We start from the raw sequence: 23,005 nt of genomic DNA, 5'->3' as shown, positions 1-23,005 counted from the left end.
CCTTTGACCTACTAACTCAACTTCATCAGTATTTTTTCACAAAGGTTCTTTAACTGGATAAGTTCATCTAACGTCATGTCAATCTTGCATGCGATTGCCTCAGGCACCTTCTGTGCTTTTTCTTTCAGATCAATTCCTGCTTGAGTTAAGTAAAGCTCACGAACTCGTTCATCATGCTCACCCCGCTTTCTTATAACAAACCCCTTTATCTCTAAGCGTTTGAGCATAGGCGTTAATGTACCGGAATCAAGATGCAGTTTGTGACCAAGCTCTTTAACATTGATGCCATTTTGAGACCATAGCACCATCATAACAATGTATTGAAGGTAGGTTAGATCTATCGCATCCAGAAAAGGTCGGTATGCTCGAACCACAGCATTCGCGGCACTATATAGCGGAAAACAAACTTGATTTTCTAACGCTAACCCTACTGAGGATGACTGTCTATCTGATGCCATAATGCCTCCACTCATTTAAATTGCGCACAATATAGTTGCATTCTAAAACAGAGTCACTTAAAATTGCGCACAATATAATTGTTAGCAATACATATCTTATAAGGAGCTCGTAATGAAAACACTTTATACAACCCAAGCAACGGCATCTGCAGGGCGAAATGGACAAGTCAAAACGGACGATGGACTACTTTCATTACACTTAAGCTACCCTAAAGAGCTGGGTGGTAGTGGTGAAGCAACAAATCCTGAACAACTATTTGCCGCGGGTTATTCAGCATGTTTTTCAAATGCAATCTTACACGTAGCGCGAGAGGCTAAAGTAAAGCTCTCACAAGCGCCAGTAACGGCCACAGTCGGTATCGGACCGAATGATACAGGTGGTTTTACATTAACAGTAAAGCTTGCTTCCCAGCTCGATTTACCGGATGACCAAGCGTTGCAACTTGTAACAGCAGCACATCAAATTTGCCCATACTCAAATGCTGTTCGTGGCAATATTGAGGTTGAAGTTACAGTAAATGGCCAAACGATTTAGATATTAACCTTCTGGATCACTTAAAAAGTGATTTGGAAGGTTAAACAGCGAATCATTTTTAATCTCGGCGGCTGTATGTATAATCGCATCAATATGACACTGTTTTTTGTGTCACTAACCAACGCTAAAATTATCGTCAGCCCAGTATGAAAATATCAAATCTGCAAGCCTTTCCTGAATGTATACCAGAAATTGCTCAATGGCATTACGCAGAGTGGCATACATTATATCCTCAGAAAACACTTTCTGATTTTGAGACAGACCTTTATACATCACTGAATAAGCACACCATACCGCAAACATGGGTATTACATGATGACGAAGAAATCATTGGCACAGCATCTCTTCTGAAACATGATATGAAAACAAATACAGATCTATCGCCATGGCTTGCAGATATTTTTATTCGGGTAGATAAACGCAACATGGGATTTGGCAAGCTATTGGTGAAACGTATCATCAATGAGGTGGGAAAACTTAATGTTCCCCATTTTTATCTTTTTACAGAAGATCAACACGTTTTTTATGAAAAACTGGGCTGGTCATTACTAAAAAAAGAGTTATATGAAGATCAGCAAGTTTCGATCATGAAATACACATTCAATGAGAAAGCCAATGTCAAAAAGTAATCCGCGTATTATCATATCGTAAGCCATTTCTAGCCCAAAATATCCGATATACTCATGTGTCGGATATTAAGACTCACTTTGCAGGTGATAGCACATCCACCCTAATGATTATGTGCGTATTTTTTTACTAGTTTACCAATATATTGACTTTCACTGCACATCCGACGAAACTCCACATCGACTGTATACCATTCAATAAATTGCTTCTCTTCCAGTAACGATTCTTGAATTGACCGCTGCACACCTTGGTCAGACTGCATCAGACAATATACCTTTACCAGGTTTAAATGGACTAACTTTCGTGTTGGATCCAGAGACTTCGCTTTTTCAAGGGTTTCAACTGAACGTTCATACTGACCATTTCTAAGGAACGCATAACCTTTAAATTCTAACGCAGCAACATCATTTGGTTGAATAATAAGCGCTTTTTCATAATGTTCGATTGCACCATTAAAATCTTGTTTCCTGCGAGATTCTATACCTGTTAGCAGGGCCTCTTGGAAATGCATTTCTTTTTTCTTATTTTCAATTAACCCCAAATACGTTAATGCAGTTTGGGAGTTTTTCTCCTTACCAATCATAAAATAAGTCTCAGCCTGGTCGAGATCATTTTTTAAATAAGATAATATACCCAAATTATTCGATGAAATAATGACAGCATCTTTATCGCCTAATTCTTTGGCTAGCTTATAGGAAGCTTGCAAATTTTCCTCAGCTTTCGCAAAATTGTTCAATTTCAAGTAGGCCCATCCTACAGCATTTAATACCCCTGGATTGGAGAGAGGGTCTTCTGTAGGTAGCTGCTCCAATTGAGAAATAGCCTCCTCATATTGCTCCTCCTTAAGAAGCGTTTTAACATGTTGAACGGTATCATCTGAAGAAGCCCCAACCGAAATCAGATAAAAAAACAACGCACTGACTATTTTGGTGCATTTAATATTCACTATTATTTTTCTCCTAATAAACCACCAAAACCGGAATCACTGGAAAAGCTTGCTAGCTTTTCAGCCAGAGCCTTCTCACTTACCCTTAACGCTTCTGCTTTTTTTCTTTCTTTATTTAAAGCTTCAAAAATGGTTTGGTTATCAACTAATATAATATGTTCATTTTTAATCGTTGCTGTACCTTTACCATTTTGATCTAAAGGAACGAGCGTCGTTTGAGTATAAACCAATGGCATATAAGCTGATTCTGAAGGAGAAACGGAAAACCCAATATTGGCCTCTGGTCGATACTGTAACTGAAGAACAATAAGACCTGCAATTAAAATCACACCCGAAAAAACCATGAAATATCGAGTATTTGAAAGCTGTTTATCGGCTAAATCATTCCATACTTTTAATCGGTCAGCATCAGTTTCTTGAAGGTTGACATCCAGTATCTTCTTCTGAATTGATGAGGTTAACTGATATCCAACATAAAGCATTAAAAATGCAAAACCACTGACCCCTGTGCTTAGTATTTCCACTAAATCCATAACACTATCCTTTTAATAAGCTCGTGTATGAAAATATTACCACCCCACAACACATATCATTTTATTAAACAAAACTGTAAACAACTCTTTTTAGCCCTATTAATATCAAAGATATACCCATAGTGAAGGGTATACAAATCATAAAAATAAGGGGTAGTCACTTTCGTGCTTATTAATTAGAACTGCTGGCAGGCCATGATGAGCATTTCTGTATCAATTTCCATCAGAAAACTGTCACCATTTATACTTATTCTATTGTTTCAGCAAACAAGATATCCTAGCGATATTTTTTCCATATTTGCTCTATGGTACCTGAGTCAGTAAGTTGCTTTATTGCGGAATTAAAACGGGGAAGCGCTTCAGCTTTATTGGGATGAATACGTAACATGATATCCACACTACTTACCTCATATCCCACCTCAAAGTCTTTATAATCAGGATTTTGCTTCATCAGATAAAGCGCTAGATATTTGTTGATGATAATTTGATCCAGACGGCCTAACTCAAGCATTCCTAAAAGCTGTGATTCTCTAGTCATATCTACCCGTAGAATGGTGCCACTTTGAAAAAATCGGGTAAAACTAGGGTACTGATATCCTCGAATAACACCTATACGTTTTCCTTCCAAGTCCTCAGATGCACTCACCGGAATACGTTTACCAGGTGCAAATAAAAGGATATCGACCGATTGAGCATAAGGAATCGTATACAGCCCTTGCACCTTTTCACCTGCTCTCCATACTGGATTGACACCAGGTTCAATATCCACTTGGTTTGTCTCAAACATAATCAAAGACCGAGTAAAGGGTACATCATGAAAGCTAAAGTGATCTCCCATCTTTTGACTCAAAGCATCGAAAAAGTCACTATAAAATCCTCTAAAGGAATCCCCTTCTTTGAAAAAATAAGGTGGGAAGTCTTCTTGACCATGGAGGACTACACTGAATTCTTCAGCTAAAATAGATGAATTTGGTGCCATCCCCCCAATAAGAAATGTAAAAAGAAAGCTTAAAAAAACACCTACAGACTGACACAGTGAGTTCATTGTCTTATATTTTGTAGTCAGAGTTAAATCCTACTTACCATATTATTCAGACTTAAATACTCAATCAACATGACGTTTTCACCAGCGTCTCATACCCTTCATACGCCATTGATCAATGCATTAACCACTCTGCAATTATTCGAGTAACACTTAAATTATCAAGATAGCCATAAAACTTATGAGGGTTAAGGCCATGTTCACCAACCCAAAAATTATACACAATATGATCCTGAATAAGATCAATCAGTTGGCGTTGATACATTGGATAGAAGCAGTCGGCATGGCGAATATCACGTGAGACAAAGTCATCTGCAGCAGAAAAGTTATGCCACTCACTAATATTTTTAGGATATCGCCCATCCTCAGGTTCATGAACATCATATAACTGTTTTGCAACAGCAGGTTCTCCTAATGGTGAGCCGACTGTGATCAATAAATTAACTTTTTTATCATGCAACGCGCTGTACTCACTCATACGAGATAACTTCCAAAGCACATCATAAGCCACCACACAGCCTAAACTATGTGAAATGATACAAATATCATCCCCCTTATGAAGAGCCGGCACGAGTAATTCCTGCAACCGATACCGGATTAATGAGCCAATCGTTCGATATTTAAAATAAGCACCTAAATCCGGCATAATAGAATTTATGATTTCATCATTAATTCCTAACAAGTTAACGACACGACTAATAAAATCAATACCATCATTCGCACTGGAAAAATGATTAAGTTGAAATTTTAAATGCGAGTAAGCATCAGACGACTGTTGTTTAATATCAAATAATGATTCCATCGCTGCATCATAACGTCCATTATGTTCATAGCTATAATTCCACTGAGAAAGAAAATCGGTCACAATTTTTTTCTGTGGCCGCTGATGTGAAGCCCATAGTAAAGCATTAGTAACATCCCCGTAGTAAACCAACTCAACAGGCACCACTTTACTCATAACCATTTGTGCCACTTCGTCAGAGTATCTAGATAACCCATGACTCAGCGCTTTATATACCAGTCGATATTTTTCATTCTGTTTGGGTTTTGTGGCCCTGCCATGCACTACAATAATTCTTTTTCCCATTGAGCTCCCCTCACCATAGCCCTAACACTTATCCGCACCTTTCCCTAGTAAAACGGGTATTATTTTTCTAATTATTCAGCGTTTTTTAATAATTTATTATTTCCGTAGCATCATGTTGAGCATCCCCACCGACATATACATGTATAATTTCCTGTTGCACCTCATTAAGCTTTACATGTAACAGTGAAGGAGATGGTGGCTGTAAATAATGCCCTTGTTCAATGACAAATCGCCGTTTTTTCATATTAATAAATTCATATAAAAAACCCGCTAAAATACCTGCAGCCACACCTGTAGCAGATTCTTCCTTTATACCCAAACGGGGTGCAAATAAACGAGTACTGGCATCATGCCCCTGCTGTTTTACATCCAGAGAGAATAAATAACATCCCACGATATCAAGAAATTCTGAATAGCGTTTAACCGTTTCATCCACCACCCGTGCTTTCTTCAATACAGCAGCATTTTTAAGTGGAATAAGTAAAAATGGATTTCCCGTATCACCAATGACGGGTTGTAATGGTGCCAATAAATCCCTAGAGGATAAGTTCAACCCAGCCAGTAATACCTGCTCATCATAAGCTTGCCAGATATCCAAGGGCGCGTGAAATACAGGTGTTTTTTGTTCAATAAATAGCTGGCCATCTTCAAAGTAGATTTTGCGAAGACCATCAATCGTTTCTTTTGTTGCTTCTGAGGATTGCCATTTGCCCTGCTCTCGTAACAAACTAAACACAGCAAGTGTTGCATGGCTACTATGGGCAATTTGTGCCTGTGGTGTAAAAAACTCTATTTTTACTGTTGCTGAAGATGAGCTTGAAACAAACGCTGTACGGAATGTACCAGACTTATGAGCAATCTTTTGTTTGTCTTCTTCTGAGAGATGATCTGCATCTAATACGACTGTCGCAGGATTACCACCCTCATTATGATCAGTAAAAGCATGCACTCTATGTAGTGTAATCTGGGCCATGAACCGCTCCTTGTTCAGGCAACAGGCACTGGTTAATAGTGCCTGTCTATTTCACTATTATTGGTTAAACATTGATATACACGTTTTTGGGGGTATATCAATTACACAACGCTCAGCAATAAACCGCTTCAAGTATAGCAAAATAGCTAAAGCTCACTATATCACTCATTAGACGTTATCTTAACCAAGCCAAACTCTGGCATTGCGGAACATTCTTAGCCAAGGTGCATCTTCACCCCATGCAGGTGGATGCCATGAATGCTGAACAGTACGGAATACTCGTTCAGGGTGCGGCATCATAATGGTGACACGCCCATCCGTTGTCGTTAATCCAGTAATACCCTGTGGTGAACCATTAGGATTTGCCGGATACTGTTCAGTGACTTTTCCATAATTATCAACATAACGTAAACTCACTATTCCTTCTGACTCAGCTTGTTGCCTTGCGTGGTCAGAGGCGAACTCAGCAAATCCCTCACCATGAGCAACGGCTATCGGCAAGAAAGAATTCTCCATATCGGCTAACAATATAGAAGGCGATTCATCCACTTTAACCCGGCAAAAACGTGCTTCAAACTGTTCAGACTGGTTGCGAACAAAGTGTGGCCATGCATCGGCGCCAGGGATCAGCTCTCGTAAGTTGGAGAGCATTTGACAGCCATTACACACACCTAAAGCAAAGCTATCTTCACGATTAAAGAACTCAACAAATTGATCTCTTGCACGCTGATTAAACAGAATCGACTTAGCCCAACCTTCTCCTGCACCCAACACATCTCCATAAGAGAATCCGCCACAGGCTACAAGCCCATTAAACTGGTCGAGGGTGATCTGTCCAGTAAGCACTTCACTCATATGGACATCAACAGCCATAAAGCCCGCCCGATCAAATGCAGCCGCCATTTCTAGCTGACCATTCACCCCCTGTTCTCGCAGAACAGCGATAGAAGGCCTGACTCCAGTATTAATAAAAGGCGCAGCTACATCTTCTTGAGGATCAAATGTGGTAATGACTGATAAACCAGGATCTTGCTCATCCTGCAACTGACTAAACTCTTGCTTAGCACATTCTGGGTTGTCCCTTAATGCTTGCATTCGGTAACTGGTTTCAGTCCACCACTGCTGCCATTTTGTGCGTGAACCAGCAAGCACTACGGTATCTTCAAAGGTAAAGACCAACTGTTGATCATTACTTAATGTACCCAGAGGGTGTATACAAGGTGAATCCAGCCCAGCCTTTAACAACTCGGCTTTAACGTACTCAACATCAGCCTCTTTAACCTGAATGACAACACCTAACTCCTCATTAAACAGCCCTGCCATCATTGCTTCTTGTTGAGAAACATAGCTATCAAGTGCAATCCGTAGCCCTGTACGTCCCGCAAAAGCCATTTCCACCAGAGCAACAAGCAAACCACCATCAGAACGGTCATGATAGGCAAGCAGCTTCTGCTCTTGATTGAGTTTCTGAATAGCGCTAAAGAACTGGCTTAAACGCTGAGGTTCATCAACATCAGGTGATTGATCACCGATTTGACGATAGACCTGAGCCAAAGCTGATCCACCGAGTCGCTGCATACCCCCTGCTAAATCAATTAACAGTAACTGAGAGGGTCCCTGATTAGTAACCAGTTGAGGTGTTAGCGTTTTTCTAACATCTTGCACTGGTGCAAATGCCGAAATAATCAGCGACATAGGTGCCGTCACTGATTTTTCTTCACCTTGCTCCTGCCATTGAGTACGCATGGACATTGAGTCCTTCCCAACAGGAATCGTTAAGCCTAAAGCAGGACAAAACTCCATACCCACGGCTTTAACGGTGTCATACAGAATGGCATCCTCACCTTCATAGCCTGCTGCCGCCATCCAGTTAGCCGACAGCTTAATATCACTGAGCCTGGCAATTTGCGCTGCGGCAATATTAGTGATTGCCTCACCAATAGCCATTCTTCCTGATGCGGGTCCATCTAATAGTGCTAGAGGTGTTCGCTCCCCCATAGCCATCGCTTCACCTGTGTAACTATTCAGCGTCGTTGATGTGACAGCTACATCAGCCACAGGTACCTGCCAGGGTCCCACCATCTGATCCCGACACACCATACCCGTAATTGAGCGATCGCCAATCGTGATTAAAAAGCTTTTACTGGCTACCGCAGGCAATTTCAAAACCCGCTCTATTGCTTCTTCAAGCTGTACACCTGACACGTTTAAGGGGGGAAAGCTGATCTCTCTGCGCAAAACGTTTCGATGCATTTTGGGTGGTTTACCTAACAAAACATCCAGGGAGAGATCCACAGGTTTATTCTTGAAGTGCTTGTCAGTAACCGTTAAATGTGTTGCCTCTGTTGCTTCACCCACAACGGCATAGGGACAGCGCTCTCGCTCACAAATTGCAATAAATGTTTCCAGCGCGGCGGGTGTAACAGCAAGGACATAGCGTTCCTGAGACTCATTACACCAAATAGCCAGTGGCGACATGCCTGGCTCATCATTAGGAATAGAGCGCAGTTCAAACTTACCGCCACGACCACCATCGTTCACTAGCTCTGGCAAAGCATTGGAGAGTCCCCCTGCACCCACATCATGAATAAACGCAATTGGGTTATCAGTGTCCATCTGCCAGCACTGGTCTATTACCTCCTGACAACGCCGCTCCATCTCTGGGTTATCCCGCTGTACCGAGGCAAAATCCAAATCAGCTTCACCTTCACCAGAGGCCATTGACGATGCCGCACCACCCCCCAATCCAATTTGCATCGCAGGGCCGCCCAGCACAATCAGCTTTGCACCAACAGGAATTTCACCTTTATTGACATGCTCAGCTTTAATACTGCCATGTCCTCCAGCCAACATAATTGGTTTATGGTAGCCTCTTACCTCAGCGCCTTGCTTAGTGGGTACTTGCTGCTCATAAGTACGAAAATAACCACACAGGTTAGGTCGCCCAAATTCATTATTAAACCCTGCTCCCCCTAGTGGTCCATCCAACATAATGTCTAATGCCGAAACAATGCGGTCGGGTTTACCATAGGACACTTCCCATGGCTGTTGAAACCCAGGAATATTCAAGTTTGAAACAGAAAATCCTGTGAGACCGGCTTTAGGCTTAGAGCCTCTTCCTGTAGCCCCTTCATCACGTATTTCACCTCCAGACCCAGTTGAGGCCCCAGGATAAGGTGCAATCGCGGTTGGATGATTGTGTGTTTCAACCTTCATCAAAATATGAACAGGTTGCTTATGATACTGATACTCTTTGTTTTCAGGCTCAGGGTAAAAGCGGTCAGCGGTAAATCCTTCTAGCACCGAAGCATTATCACTGTAGGCCGATAACACGCCTTCCTGATGCATGGTGTAAGTGTTTTTGATCATGGCAAACAAGGAATAATCTTGCGCTTCACCATCAATCGTCCACTGTGCATTGAAAATTTTGTGCCTACAGTGTTCTGAATTGGCTTGAGCAAACATCATCAACTCAACATCAGTGGGATCCCGTTGTAGCTGTTGATAGCTTGTCAAAAGGTAGTCGATTTCATCTTCAGCCAGGGCTAACCCTAGTTGTTGATTCGCCCGGACAAGTGCATCACGTCCTGCAGTCAAGACAGGCACTGTCGTCAGTGGAGCAGGTGCTGTTGTTGCAAATAGCTGTTCTGCCTGCACCATTTCATCCAATACCACATCATCAAAAGCTGTCTGCGTCATCCGATCATATAAACAGCTCTTGATGGCTAGTTTATCTTCACTGGTTAACGGCTCACTTGTAACCAAACAGTAGAGGGTTCCCCGCTCAATGCGTTTAATGTTACTCAGGCCACAGTTGTGAGCAATATTGGTCGCTTTGCTGGACCAAGGGGAAATTGTACCTGGCCGGGGTGTCACAAGAACCAGGGAGCCATTTAAGTCATGGCTGGCTCTTTTGGGACCATATTCAAGAAGTCGTTGAAGAAGCTGAAATTGAGAGGAGGAAAGGGAGGAAAATGTGTGGATAAAATGGCGAAACTCGGCGTATAAATCTGTAATTTTTGGCACTTTTGACCGGATTTCAGCAAGGAGTTTTAATCGGCGAAACTCGGACAAAGCAGGTGCACCGCGCAATTCAAGCATGGTAGATTCGGACCTCTTTCTTTATCGTCAGCTTGTAAAGTATCAGCATGTTGCTATACCCAGGGACTCGTCAGGTACGAGGACAAACCAGAACAACCACTAACCAGAACAGGTGTTGTGTCGGGCGCTAATCATACTGGATATACTGACTAACAGCCACTATCAACCACCCGTTCTATTTAGAATATTCCCTAAGAGTTTTCCAAATGTTGCTCGTATCAGTTAATATTTATTTTTTAAATACAAATGATTAGGTGCATGGTTCAGCAATATTGGTTTTGGCTTTCATATTATCAGCGTTGGTCCCGAGGGGTTCTTTTACTGCCCGTTGTATTGCTATTAGCAGCCTGTGAACAACCAGTCAGCACGCTTGATCAAATAAAGCAAACCAATACCCTATGGGTAATGACTCGCAATAGTCCCACCACCTATTTCCAGTGGCGCGACCAGCCCACAGGATTTGAATATGAACTCGCCAAGCTGTTTGCTAAAGACCTTGGAGTTGAACTCAAGCTGGTCACGGCCAACTCCCTGAATGATATTTTTGCCTCTATCAGCACAGGCCCTCATGAACATCGCTTTCATATTGCCGCAGCAGGATTAAGTATCACCAAAGAAAGACAACAACGTGCACGCTTTGGCCCACCCTATATGAACGTCAATTTGAGTCTAATTTATAATACGAGTCAGCCTCGACCTACGTCTTTAGCTGACCTGGTGGGTAAGCGAGTCATGGTGATGGCAGGTAGTAGTCATGAAGAGCGGCTCAAAGAAGCCAGTGAAACCCTGAATTTGACATGGGAGTCCACCACTGAGCATGAAGCCATGGACCTCATAAAAATGGTGAATGATGGAGAAATAGACTACTCCATTGTTGACTCTAATGTGCTGGCAATGAATTACATCTATTTTCCTAAGGTCCGTTCTGCATTTGACTTACAGCCCAGTGAGCAGCTTGCTTGGGCACTTTCTCCCACCGCTGATGCAGAATTTGTTGCCCGAATAACCCAGTTTTTTGAAAAAATTCGTAAAAACGGCACATTAGACCAATTGAATGAACGCTTTTACGGGCATGTTGATCAGCTGAATTATGTGGGTGTTAAAACCTTTATTCAGCAAACTCAAAAGCGTCTGCCCAAACACGAAAGGCAGTTCAAACATGTCGCCAAAAAACATGAATTAGACTGGCGATTACTTGCGGCGATAGGCTACCAAGAATCGCACTGGAGAGCACGAGCAAAGTCACCAACCGGCGTTCGAGGACTCATGATGCTAACACGCCCAACCGCAAAAGAAGTGGGTGTGAAAAATCGGCTGGATCCTAAGCAAAGTATTCAAGGCGGCGCTAAATACTTTCGGAAAATTAAAGAACGTTTATCTGAAGAGATTAAAGAGCCTGATCGTACCTGGATGGCGTTAGCTGCTTATAATGTAGGCTTAGGCCACCTGCAGGATGCACAAGACATTACCCGCAGGCTTGGTGGAAATGCGAATAAGTGGGTAGATGTCAAAAAAAGTTTACCTTTGCTTGCCAAAAAGCAATGGTTCAGCCAAACCCGTTATGGTTATGCCCGAGGCTATGAACCCGTGCTTTATGTACAAAATATTCGCCGTTATTATGACTTACTCCAATGGCTAACTGTCCCCAAAGATGAAGCCTCAACAACCGTTCAAGCAGCTCATACCCCAGGTGTTTTTGAACCAGAGAAATCCAGTAAAATTAAGTTAAACTAATATTATTCACACGTTATCTGAATTACTTTTATTATTCTGTTTAAGCTGTTTACGTGCATCACGCCGCTGTTGAAAAAATGCTTGAAGTAACAGGCTAGACTCGTCGGCTAAAACGCCCCCCATCACCTCAACCTGGTGATTCATATAATCTGCTTGTAACAACTGGTTTTTACTCTTAATAGCACCAGACTTCGGTTCCGAAGCAGCATACACCAAACGCTGTATACGGCTATGCACCAGTGCTCCTGCACACATCGTACAAGGCTCTAAGGTTACATAGAGTGTACAGTGCAATAGTCGGTAATTTTGTAACACCGCTGCCCCCTGTTGTAACGCCATGATTTCCGCATGAGCGACTGGGTTACATTGTGATATAGGCTGGTTAAACCCTGCACTGAGTAACCGTCCACGTTGTACTAAAACAGCGCCAACAGGGACTTCACCTTGTTGCGCTGCAAGCCGGGCCTGCTGGAGTGCAAATCGCATCCAAAAGCGGTCAATAACCGCTTGAGAAGCTGTTTGTTGTTGGCAGGAAGAAAGCAACTGATGGGTGAACGGGGCGTATGGCATAGAAGTTACGACGTTTTTACCGGTTTACACTGTTTATGTCTACAATTTAAGTCAGACCATGGAACGAAACACATTACAAAGGATTTGTCATGACTGCAATACAGGCTATTCCTCCCGACCTCGATCTTAAACAGTTTGATATTTTCAAGCCGCTGAGTCAGGCAGATATAATTCTTTTGTGCCATGCAGGCTCATACGTAGAAATTCCTAAAAATAAGTACATCTTCAATTTAGGTGAACAAGATAACTATGACTATTTTCTTGCTGATGGCACAATTGAGCTGATTGCTGCCGATGAACGCAGTAAAGAAATAAAAGGGGGCACCCCCAGTGCTGTTGCGCCACTCGCACGATTACGCCCTCGCCAATTTTCAGGAAAATCAAAATCAGCTGTTAAGCTTATTATCTTTGAGCATGATAAGTTAGCGCGCTTTCTTCGCCTACGGCAATCCAGCAACAATCATGATCATAGTCTTGAGCATCAAATTGCCCAGGAAATTCTGGCTGGCCATGCCATTTTGCACTCACTGCCAAAAGCGATTCAGCTCATCAAAAAGCAAGACCTAAAAGACCCTCCTATTGAAACATTGGCTCGCTCGATTGCATTTGATCTGGCAATTTGTTGCAAAATCATGGCTACTGCTAACACTCCTTTATTTAGCCCTTATCAACCAGTATGCACACTGACTGAAGCGATAAAAACCCTGGGCACTGATACCTGTATACAGCTGATGGAATATTACTGTCAGAGAGAAGTGCAATCAGAAAAAAATAGTTTTGTCCTTAAAGTCATGAGGAACATCTGGTTACAAAGTGCAGAAGTTGGCAGCCTCTGTTATTTGATTGCCAAAGACAACAAAAAACTCAATCCTGAAGCGGGCTTACTTTTAGGTATGTTAAACTTTTTGGGTCAGCTTGCTATTTTAAGTTATGGCGCTCATCATGATTATTTTGAGGAGCTGGCCAATCAGTTTACCCCTGATGAAACACAGCAAATTGCACATTTAATTTTAGAAAAATGGAATTTTCCTGTTGAGTTTTGTTCTGCCGTAAAACATAGCTGTCAATGGCAGTATCAGTCATCAAATGAACAAGATTATACATCTCTCTTAATTCTAGCTAACTTAATCATGCGCAAACGCCATCAGCCTCAAAATCAAGGGTTACCTGATGTTCTGAGTATTCCAGCAGCCATTCATTTTGATCATAACCAACTAAAAGAAGTGGCTGAAAATCGTACCTATGAAGGTGGCCCCTCAATTACTGAATATCAAAAACTACTCGCTTAATATTATTTCTTAATTCAAACATTTAAATTCAGCGAGTTCAGTAAGAGTCAAATAATTATGAAAGACAAGTTTCGTACCGTATCCGACAGTATGGGCAACTTAGAAGTCCCCATTGATGCCCTGTATGGCGCTCAAACGCAACGCGCCATCGACAACTTTAAAATCAGTGGCTTAACATTTTCATCACACTTTATTGTTGCCCTTGCCCAAGTAAAACACGCTGCGGCAGAAGCTAATCAAAGCTTAGGTTTATTGCCTGCAAGCGTAGCTGAAGCGATCTGTAAATCTGCCACTGAAATTATTCGTGGAAAGTACCATGACCAGTTCCCTATTGATATTTTTCAAACGGGTTCAGGCACCAGTACTAACATGAACATGAATGAAGTGTTGGCCACCTTAGCTTCTCGTGAACAAGAAAATACTGTACATGCTAATGACCATGTCAATATGGGACAAAGCAGCAATGATGTCATCCCTACGGCTATTCATATTAGCAGTGCACAACAGATCGCTAGTCAGTTGCTTCCTACATTGACGCATCTTCATCAGCGCCTTGCTCAGCGCGCCAGTGAACATATGGATACCGTTAAAACTGGCCGAACGCATCTAATGGATGCAATGCCCGTCACTTTAGGTCAAGAGTTAACAGGCTGGGCCCAGCAAGTTAATGATTGTCGTAATCGTATCCGGGCGGTTCTTCCTCGCTTACATACTATTGCTCTGGGTGGGACAGCTGTTGGCACAGGTATTAACACACACTCCGCATTTGCCACAGAAGCAACAGGTCGGCTCAGTGTGTTAACTGACTTAGATTTAACAATAGCACCCAGTTTTTTTACATTGATCAGCACCCAGGACACTGCAGTTGAGCTATCGGGTCAATTAAAGACCCTTGCAGTAGCACTTCTCAAAATCAGTAATGACTTACGTTGGATGAACAGTGGCCCACAGGCGGGCCTGGGTGAAATTACCCTCGCAGCTTTACAACCTGGTAGCAGTATCATGCCAGGTAAAGTAAACCCTGTTATTCCCGAAGCTGTGATGATGGCGGCCGCCCAAGTCGTTGGCAATGATGCAACCATTACCCTTGCGGGTCAGTCAGGTAATTTCCAATTAAATGTCATGTTACCCGTTATTGCTTTTAACCTCTTACAAAGCATCGAACTACTGAGTAATAGCGCCAATGCCTTGGCAGATCAAGCCATTGCCACATTTAAAGTCAATCAGGTAACGATCAATCAACCTTTATACCGTAACCCTATTTTAGTGACCGCACTTAACCCGATCATTGGTTATGAAAAAGCGGCTACCATCGCCAAACAAGCCTATCAACAAAATAGACCTGTACTTGATGTAGCGCTGGAGTACACCTCATTAAGTAAAGAGCATCTAGAGCAACTACTTGACCCCTTTAAATTGACACAAGGGGGTTTAGAGCATGAATAGATGGCAATAGCCTCATTTTTAGCTATCGGTTATGGGCTGATGTAATGCTTAAGGTTTTGATATGCAACATTTAAATGAATATCAGTAAAGGTTGGACGACACTGATAAAGCGTTTGTATGGCAAGCCCATGGATCATCGCCTGGGGGTTTTCCGCTTCCAAACGACTCATGACCGATAAAAAATAGCGCATTAAGTCTGGTTGATAGTGGTGACAAAAGTAATCGACCATAAAGGGTAAAGCTGGGTCCATCCGCTGCAAATGGTGACTTTGACACTCTGGATGCCCAGGAATTATGTCTTGATGCTGATTGATATTCTGTTCTTCCTGCTGCAATAATGCGCTTATAAACTGACGCTGGGCAGGTTCTGGTAACGTCAATAATGGCTGTATAAAGTTACTCGGTACATAGCCTGTTTGTTCTTGCCGCCAATCCTGAATAACCACTATTTTTCTACCAGGAATAGGAATATATAAATAATATTCACAAGCAGATAAATAGCCAGCAGGCTGATTTTGTAGTGTATTTGTTTGATAAATTACAACTTTCTGCTGATCTGGTACTAACCTTGCCACCTGCCAATCAGCATGAGTTAACCCTGTTACTAACATTAGCCCCATAAACAACGCTAGCCGCACAACCATTTTTTACTTCCTTTTGAGTTCTCTATACACCCTATTGTATTGGGCTATTTTATAATTCACAGTGGTTAAAACTGACCGACTATGTATCAACATACTTTCAGAGGCGGGCCACTATACTGAATTTTTCGGCCAGAACAAATGGCTTGCTTCACATATACTACGGATATCAGTCTTATAAATGCATGTGAAGTAAACAACCCTACCTACAATTAAATAGTTTGCCAGTGAGACTGGATATATTCCATATATACTCATGCATTCTTCTCACAAACAACACTTCCCCTTATTAATAACGTCATGGCTTTTGTCTATACCTATTCTTGCAGTAAGCACAACTGGATAACCTCAATATCAGCATAAGGAACCGCTAAAATGCGTTATTTACTTTTTAGTAAGCTATGCATGGCACGAAAAGTAATTATCAACCACTTAGCCAAAGGACTAGCACTCTGCAGTTTGGCGATCAGTGTACCAGGTATTGGCCAGGTACTTGATTCAAATGATATTCAAGCCTATTTGAATGATACACAATTAGCTGAAGCGGCAGGATATAAAACCATATATGTTGTTTGTGAAAGCTATAACTACCAACCTGGCGTATGTACTCTGGGTGATTTAAAAATAATTCACACCAATGTTCATAAAAAATTATCAAGATCAAGTTGTGATAACAGCGTATGGTCAACCACTGACAACCAAATTATCACCACCAAAGGTTGTCGTGCCGTTTTTCAAGTACTCGCTGAACTCAATGTAAACCCTGTTACTCTTCAATGTGACAGCAATAACTACCGCTACCATGAATGTCCATTGCCATTTCAAGTCAAAGGCGCATGGTTGAGAAAACGCAATTCTAATTCACCCTGCGAACAAGAAAAAGGTTGGGGAACTCGCAATAATATACTTTGGGTGAATAATGGTTGCCGAGGTGTATTTAACCTTTTCTAAATTCACTTCTTTGACGATAAAGTACATAATAAAAAATGTCACCGACTGCTGTAGAAATACGGCAGTCGAAAAAGAAGTATCTATTCAATTACAATCGTATTATATTGATGGCACTATGATAAAGGCTATTTTTTTCAAGCACCTTTATCCAAAGCCTGCAAATTAAAATTAATTATTATCGGAAGAAATAAAATTAAAGATTGTAAAAAAATAAATACAGCATGATATAAGTTTACCATGCTGTCGTTTTTTATAAATTAGCTATTTGCTATAGCGTACTGACTTCTAATTGGATAGTGTACATTGGTTTGAGCCGTTATATTGACGTTTGCTTTACGCTCAAAAACCATAACGCAATCAGACCCACCGAACTGGAAGTAAGAGAACATCTCACCTTTACTTAGGTTTTTACCAGTCAAACAACCTTGGATTTTTTCATTGAGAAATTTCACTTGTTGATTGTAATCCAACTTCCGCTTTTCTTCTTCCGATAACTCAATTGGCTGATGCCCTTCATCCCTTGGTGTAACAAATACAACTGAAGAAACCTGAGCCATCCCCATCGGCAGAATAGCGACTTTACCAATACTTGACTCCAATACTAACAGTCCTCGACACTGAACAAACTGATAGCCTGTATTATCCTCCGCATCCAAAAGCCGTTTTGGGGTAACAATATTCGCAGGTTCTTTATTGCCCTCTTCATCAGCGTTAACGGTAAGTTCAACCTCCAGATAAACCTGACCAGGAATAAATTTAGCTTCTAATACTTTGCCTGCTACTGGTGTATGCATTCTATGGTAATCGTATGTATTCAAGAAACTATGACAGAAAATGCCACCTTCAAAGTCATCCGCATAGTCACTATCTTGTAATAACTCTCGAATAGACCATTCAATATTTTTCACGACAATACTTGGTGGAGCAGCCAGCGGTGGGCCCACTTTAGTACTCACTGCCCATTGCCCCACAAAAGTAGATTCAGCAGGAAACACTATAACCTTATCATTTTTGGGTTGCGCTACAGGTCTTTGAACATTAATGTCTTTGAATTGACGCGCAAAAAATGCATTGAAATTAGGATACTCTTCTGGTGCTTTTTGGTAATCTTGCCATGCATATTCAGGGGCATATTTAAATGATGATAAATATTCTGTTGAAGCCGCTGTATTTAAAAAAGCTCCCCATTCAACAGCAAAGTCTCTCAACCAAAGCGAAATAGGTGATAATTCCTTGCCTTCTTGTGGTTCAATTGGACTTTGTAATGCTTCTAATTGAGGCTGGTTAAAGTAATAATAAAACTGTGTAATACGTAAATATACCGTACGCTCATGCAAAGTTTCTCCATACCAATCCCAAACTCGTATTTCAGGTATCCAAGTAACCAACACATCGACATAAAAGTAAAACTGATCTAATGTCTTTATACGATCAAGCTCTGGAATACGTTGTTTACTCACTTTTTTTATAGCATTCTCGAAAAATGCAGCATAGTAATTTGTATCAATAATAAGCTTTAACTGTTTTGTAGCTTTCTGCTGGGGGTTATAAGTAACACCGACTGGAGGCAGTCCAGACAGAAATGGCCGAGGCTGACAGGGTAATTCTTGTTCAACCTCTGCAAGTGGTCCACGTTTTATCGCATTTTGAAGATCTTGAGCTGTCGCAAGACGGTGATGTGGAGTCCCAGTGCGAAATTTTCCACTCATAGTGTTATTTCCTTATAACAATTATTAGTTTTTTTACCTTATAAAAGTATGCAACACCAGACAATATCAGGTTTATCATACTTTCTAGTTTTTATTCTTAAATCTGCAATCTTCCAGAAAGAAAACGAATAAATAGCAATGCGACACTACCTTAATATTAGTTTAACATTCAAACTAACATCTTCACTTTCTTAATTTGGTAGAAAATACATAATGTATATTTATTGATGGTTACACAATTATTAATATTCATTTTTTTACAAAAATTGCTTTTACCCTTTTTGATACGAGCATATAAGGAACCCAGACAACGACCATAAACAGTGAGCCGGTAAGCTCCTTAATGGTATCAGGGTCAAATACTGGTTCATTTGGAAGAACCAGCTTTACTGCAAACGCATCAGCAATAATAAATAACAGACTAAAAATAGCTATACTGATATAACACTTGGGAAAATGTTTATTCTTGGTGAAGAATAAATAGGCCATATATAACCAGGCTAATAACAAGCCACTATTAATTAATATCTCTCCGATAATGATAGGTGCCCACAGAAAATGATATATTTCTGTTCCTGGTGTTGTCAGTACTTCCCAAACCTCTGTTGAAAAAACATCTGAATAAGTTGTCACACCCAATATAATAATTTTGAATGGCGTGAGGACTATACTTATAGCGATTAAAATAAGCCAACCTCCGATGCCTTCAAATTTTTTTTCTTCGCTCATTTTACTACCTCTTTTAATAACCTAATACCTATACTCATCAACACTTGAGAGCGATCTTTCAAAGTAAAGGCGTCAATGGAAGTTTAACTCAAAAAGAAGTTTATCAGTTAATAAATAATTTCACTATTAATCCAGGACAAGTGTTTATAAAAATAGCTTGTGATGAATATAGATTGTACCAATGCAGTGTAAACTCGCTTTTTGCTATACATCAATCATTATTAAATAAACACCTGTGGTATTTCGATAGGCCCAGTGGTAGGCAAAAGCTGGATAATACACATCATACTGTTTGCCGCAAGGACGCGGCAAACAAACTTTCAGGAAAGGATTCATGACGTGTTCGAAGGGCATTATCCAGAAGTAGGATAAGGACGCTTAAAAAACTAACTCAGGGTATTCCGTAAATGGGCGGGAATAAAACGTCGTTCAACCCCTTCAAAAAGCCATTCTGTAAAAATAGCAAGTAATGCTGCAGGAACAGCACCAAACAACACAAGTGTTGTATCGTTCAATGAAAGCCCCATAACGATTGGTTCTCCTAGGCCTCCAGCGCCAATAAAAGCCGCTAGTGTAGCAGTGCCAATATTAATAATTGCAGCTGTTCTAATACCAGAAAAAATCATGGGAACCGCAAGCGGTATATAAACATGCCGTAGCTGCTCTCTTGGGGTTAACCCCATACCAACAGCGACTTGTTGCATAACAGGGTCTAGGGTTAACAATGCAGTTAGTGTATTACGGACAATCGGCAATAATGAGTACAAAAATAATGCAACCACCGCAGGCATCCAACCAATCCCCAGTAGTGGTATCATCAATGCTAATAGCGCAATTGAAGGTATTGTTTGTAGCAACCCCGTACAATAAACTAACATACGACTTGCTTTTGGCCGACGATATACAGCAATACTAAGTGGTATGCCTACCAGACAGGAGCATATCAAAGCCAAAATCGTCAGTTGTAAATGTTCAACAATATAACGAGGTAACAATTGCCAGGGACTATTCAGATCCTGTGATTGGGACGGTTTAGATTTAATCAATGCTTCATCAATTAAAAACTGTGCTGCAACCTCTGCGAAACTTTGATCATCATTAACAACCTGACTATTCAACTGCTGCATTTTGGCTTCATCAATACGATTAGCCAATGCTTGTAGACTGTTGATTAATGCGGGATCTGCATCATGGCGAACCAAAGGTACTGCATCGTACCGTGGGAAAAAGTGCTTATCATCCTCAAGAATCCGCAGTTGATAACGAGCAATATCACCATCTGTCGTATAAACATCGGTAATCGTAATCTGCTCATTAGCAATTGCCTGATAGGCCAAACTATGCTCAATACCCACAGGTTGATAAGATAAGTCATATGCAGCTGCTAAAGGTTGCCAGCCATCTTTGCGCTTTAAAAACTCGTGGCTAATGCCTAAACTTAAATCAGGGTGATTCACTAAGTCAGAAAGAGTGGAGATATTATTTTCTTTAGCAATTTGTTCACTAATCACTAACGCATAAGTATTATTAAAACCTAAGCGAGGTAATACATTTAAGCCTTCTTTTTTTGCATGTTGCTGTAACACTTTTAATGAAGGTGTATTTTCTAACTTCAAAATCGCTTGGGCTAAAGTCCCCGTATATTCTACATAAACGTCAATTTCGCCTTGTTTCAACGCTTCATAGGTAATAATTGTTTTGCCCAAACCTAATTTACGTTCTACATCAAAGCCATCATATGCTAGCTTTTGTGCAATGATCTCACCTAATAAATAACCTTCATTAAATGCTTTACTGCCTACCACCACAGTTTTTGCGATACTTTGTAAAGGTAATAATAAGCCTACGATGAAAAAGATAAGCCATCTACTCATATTAAATATGCTCCTGTACTAACCGAGCAACATAATCCGTGGCAGGTTGACTCACCACTTGTTCTACAGGTGCAAATTGAACAACCTCTCCTTGCTGCATTACGGCAATATGATCAGATAGTTTTACTGCTTCACGCATATCATGAGTAATAAGCAAAACCGTTCTTGGCTCTGTTTCTTGCAATCTTAAAAAATACTGATAAATATCCATACGTGTTATAGGGTCTACTGCTGAGAAAGCTTCATCTAAAAGCAGAATGGGTGGCTTTAACATCATCGCTCGGCAAAGCCCAACGCGCTGAGCTTGCCCCCCTGACAGTTCATGAGGAAACCGAGATAAAATAGCTTGATCAAGTCCCATTTTTTCAGCTAAGTAATTCAAACGCTCTTGTATAGATGATTCAGTCCACTGTTCAAGTTGTGCCAATAACACGACATTATCTGCCGCACTAAGGTGAGGAAATAAGCCAATTTGCTGGACTGCATATCCCATATGCCTTCGCCATTCTGCTTGATCAGAATGTGATACTTGCTGCCCACAAATATGAATTTCTCCATCATCAGGCTGAATCAGCCCATTAATAAGCTTTAACAAGGTTGACTTACCACAGCCACTCGCACCCACAATAGCCGTGATTTTTTCTGTTGGTAATTCAAAGGAAAAATTCTGAAACAGTGGCTGGCTATCAAAACTTAGACTAATGTTTCGCAGCTCAACGGCTGCTTTTAGCGTTGAGTCTACCTGCACAACAAACCCTTACTCATTATGATACACGCTCTCATCGTTATACCCTTCGCGGTGGGTATAGTACTGACTACACTCAGCCTTTCAGCTTAATATCCCATCGTGTATATGACCTATTTCTTAATATTTTCGCTGCATATAGGCCATTCACGCAAAAAAAAAGCGGTTATCTTGTAGATAACCGCTTAGGGCAAAACCTTAACATGCATGATTTACAAATTCAAATCCATGTAAATGCCTTATTTGCTAGTGATCACCTTCACTCGCATTGAAAACTGTAGAACTCTTAACCTCAGATAATATTCTTACCCCTTTACAAATGAACTTTGAACTTCGCGAGGTAACTTAGTTTTGCGTTAAAAAATGAATCACAATAAGTATATAACTTAGCTAAAGTTAGTATATTTTTCAGCTCTAAAAACTATACCCTAGGGTCAATCCAGCAAAATTTTGTCCACTATTTTTTTCTGTTAACCCGCCATTGGAAAAGTGCCTGGCAAATAATTCAACATTGACACCGTTATCAAATCGATACCCCACAGCTAATTTTTCTCCGAACGTAAATTTAGAACTTATTCGATCTGTTTTTTTATCTTTTATATAGGCACCTAGCCCTAATGTGAGATAGCTATTAGTTCCGCTGAGTAACGCTACGTCTTTTGAAAACCCAAAAAAATTGACATCAAATTCTTTTAAAGTCCCATCACCTTTATATGCTCCTACCTCGATATTATTTCGTGCAGGCAGTCTGAAAAACGTATCCGGTTGACTATAGGAAATAGCGCCAAAATGTAGCTTTTCAAAACCATCACTACGAAAACTTTCGCCGCCATGAATAGCCAGTTGATTACCTTTATCACCAAACATGGGGTTTACTTTAATATCTTCATCAGCATGTACGGGTAAGATAAAAATATTTATCGCAAATAAAACAGCAATAGATTCACATTTCATAGTGGCCTCATGATGATATTTCTTACGACTTATGAAGAGAAAACCAATATTGAAACAAGCA

General features: G+C 40.8%; 20 protein-coding genes. 6 read left to right on the top strand and 14 right to left on the bottom strand.

The window, feature by feature from the left end:
• Positions 1-11: 11 nt before the first annotated feature.
• Positions 12-458, bottom strand: a complete 447-nt coding sequence (locus tag ACQ96U_RS03330) for a MarR family winged helix-turn-helix transcriptional regulator (RefSeq protein ID WP_431719812.1) — start codon at positions 456-458, stop codon at positions 12-14.
• Positions 459-570: 112 nt separating this feature from the next.
• On the opposite strand from ACQ96U_RS03330, the gene ACQ96U_RS03325 reads away from it, so the two are divergent.
• Together ACQ96U_RS03325 and ACQ96U_RS03320 are read left to right on the top strand one after the other, a co-directional pair.
• Positions 571-993, top strand: a complete 423-nt coding sequence (locus tag ACQ96U_RS03325; protein ID WP_431719811.1) for an organic hydroperoxide resistance protein — start codon at positions 571-573, stop codon at positions 991-993.
• A 146-nt stretch (positions 994-1,139) separates the two neighbouring features.
• Positions 1,140-1,622 (top strand): GNAT family N-acetyltransferase, encoded by a 483-nt coding sequence (locus tag ACQ96U_RS03320; protein WP_431719810.1) that lies wholly within the window; start codon positions 1,140-1,142, stop codon positions 1,620-1,622.
• Between the two features lie 101 nt (positions 1,623-1,723).
• On the opposite strand, the gene ACQ96U_RS03315 is transcribed toward ACQ96U_RS03320, so the two are convergent.
• The 6 genes from ACQ96U_RS03315 to purL all read right to left on the bottom strand — a co-directional run bounded on the left by ACQ96U_RS03315 (position 1,724) and on the right by purL (position 10,302).
• Positions 1,724-2,566, bottom strand: a complete 843-nt coding sequence (locus ACQ96U_RS03315; RefSeq protein WP_431719809.1) for a tetratricopeptide repeat protein — start codon at positions 2,564-2,566, stop codon at positions 1,724-1,726.
• A gap of 2 nt (positions 2,567-2,568) precedes the next feature.
• Complete coding sequence (locus ACQ96U_RS03310; protein WP_431719808.1) at positions 2,569-3,099, bottom strand: hypothetical protein; 531 nt, start codon at positions 3,097-3,099, stop codon at positions 2,569-2,571.
• A gap of 277 nt (positions 3,100-3,376) precedes the next feature.
• Positions 3,377-4,144: a substrate-binding periplasmic protein gene (locus ACQ96U_RS03305; RefSeq protein ID WP_431719807.1), complete on the bottom strand. Its 768-nt coding sequence runs from the start codon at positions 4,142-4,144 to the stop codon at positions 3,377-3,379.
• A gap of 112 nt (positions 4,145-4,256) precedes the next feature.
• Positions 4,257-5,228, bottom strand: a complete 972-nt coding sequence (locus ACQ96U_RS03300) for a hypothetical protein (RefSeq protein ID WP_431719806.1) — start codon at positions 5,226-5,228, stop codon at positions 4,257-4,259.
• Positions 5,229-5,313: 85 nt separating this feature from the next.
• Positions 5,314-6,201, bottom strand: coding sequence for a PhzF family phenazine biosynthesis protein (locus tag ACQ96U_RS03295; RefSeq protein WP_431719805.1), 888 nt, complete (start codon positions 6,199-6,201; stop codon positions 5,314-5,316).
• Positions 6,202-6,381: 180 nt separating this feature from the next.
• The gene (purL, locus tag ACQ96U_RS03290) at positions 6,382-10,302 is read right to left on the bottom strand and encodes a phosphoribosylformylglycinamidine synthase (protein ID WP_431719804.1); all 3,921 of its coding nucleotides are present in this window, start codon (positions 10,300-10,302) and stop codon (positions 6,382-6,384) included.
• A 258-nt stretch (positions 10,303-10,560) separates the two neighbouring features.
• Between purL and mltF the strand changes: the two genes are divergently transcribed.
• Complete coding sequence (gene mltF / locus ACQ96U_RS03285) at positions 10,561-12,036, top strand: membrane-bound lytic murein transglycosylase MltF (protein WP_431719803.1); 1,476 nt, start codon at positions 10,561-10,563, stop codon at positions 12,034-12,036.
• A 6-nt stretch (positions 12,037-12,042) separates the two neighbouring features.
• Here mltF and tadA read toward each other — a convergent pair whose 3' ends face one another.
• Positions 12,043-12,606: a tRNA adenosine(34) deaminase TadA gene (tadA, locus tag ACQ96U_RS03280; protein ID WP_431719802.1), complete on the bottom strand. Its 564-nt coding sequence runs from the start codon at positions 12,604-12,606 to the stop codon at positions 12,043-12,045.
• An 89-nt stretch (positions 12,607-12,695) separates the two neighbouring features.
• On the opposite strand from tadA, the gene ACQ96U_RS03275 reads away from it, so the two are divergent.
• Positions 12,696-13,895, top strand: a complete 1,200-nt coding sequence (locus ACQ96U_RS03275; protein WP_431719801.1) for an HDOD domain-containing protein — start codon at positions 12,696-12,698, stop codon at positions 13,893-13,895.
• A 57-nt stretch (positions 13,896-13,952) separates the two neighbouring features.
• Positions 13,953-15,341, top strand: coding sequence for a class II fumarate hydratase (locus ACQ96U_RS03270; RefSeq protein WP_431719800.1), 1,389 nt, complete (start codon positions 13,953-13,955; stop codon positions 15,339-15,341).
• A 29-nt stretch (positions 15,342-15,370) separates the two neighbouring features.
• On the opposite strand, the gene ACQ96U_RS03265 is transcribed toward ACQ96U_RS03270, so the two are convergent.
• Positions 15,371-15,985, bottom strand: coding sequence for a hypothetical protein (locus tag ACQ96U_RS03265; RefSeq protein WP_431719799.1), 615 nt, complete (start codon positions 15,983-15,985; stop codon positions 15,371-15,373).
• A gap of 372 nt (positions 15,986-16,357) precedes the next feature.
• Here ACQ96U_RS03265 and ACQ96U_RS03260 point away from each other — a divergent pair, with 372 nt between their 5' ends.
• Positions 16,358-16,933 carry a DUF3011 domain-containing protein gene (locus ACQ96U_RS03260; protein WP_431719798.1) on the top strand — a complete coding sequence of 192 codons (576 nt, stop codon included), beginning with the start codon at positions 16,358-16,360 and terminating at the stop codon, positions 16,931-16,933.
• A gap of 257 nt (positions 16,934-17,190) precedes the next feature.
• Here ACQ96U_RS03260 and ACQ96U_RS03255 read toward each other — a convergent pair whose 3' ends face one another.
• The 5 genes from ACQ96U_RS03255 to ACQ96U_RS03235 form a co-directional block, all read right to left on the bottom strand.
• Positions 17,191-18,642: a phosphatidylserine decarboxylase gene (locus ACQ96U_RS03255; protein ID WP_431719797.1), complete on the bottom strand. Its 1,452-nt coding sequence runs from the start codon at positions 18,640-18,642 to the stop codon at positions 17,191-17,193.
• A gap of 249 nt (positions 18,643-18,891) precedes the next feature.
• Complete coding sequence (locus ACQ96U_RS03250) at positions 18,892-19,371, bottom strand: DUF2569 domain-containing protein (protein WP_431719796.1); 480 nt, start codon at positions 19,369-19,371, stop codon at positions 18,892-18,894.
• 386 nt (positions 19,372-19,757) lie between these two features.
• On the bottom strand, positions 19,758-21,245 hold the full coding sequence (locus tag ACQ96U_RS03245; protein ID WP_431719795.1) for a glycine betaine ABC transporter substrate-binding protein: 1,488 nt from the start codon (positions 21,243-21,245) through the stop codon (positions 19,758-19,760).
• A 1-nt stretch (position 21,246) separates the two neighbouring features.
• On the bottom strand, positions 21,247-21,993 hold the full coding sequence (locus ACQ96U_RS03240; protein WP_431719794.1) for an ATP-binding cassette domain-containing protein: 747 nt from the start codon (positions 21,991-21,993) through the stop codon (positions 21,247-21,249).
• A 411-nt stretch (positions 21,994-22,404) separates the two neighbouring features.
• The gene (locus ACQ96U_RS03235; RefSeq protein WP_431719793.1) at positions 22,405-22,944 is read right to left on the bottom strand and encodes an acyloxyacyl hydrolase; all 540 of its coding nucleotides are present in this window, start codon (positions 22,942-22,944) and stop codon (positions 22,405-22,407) included.
• Positions 22,945-23,005: the final 61 nt, after the last annotated feature.

Source organism: Zooshikella sp. RANM57 (genome assembly GCF_050749885.1).
Lineage (GTDB): Bacteria > Pseudomonadota > Gammaproteobacteria > Pseudomonadales > Zooshikellaceae > Zooshikella.
Note: the sequence above shows the minus strand (reverse complement) of the source record. Positions and strands in the feature narration are given on the sequence as shown.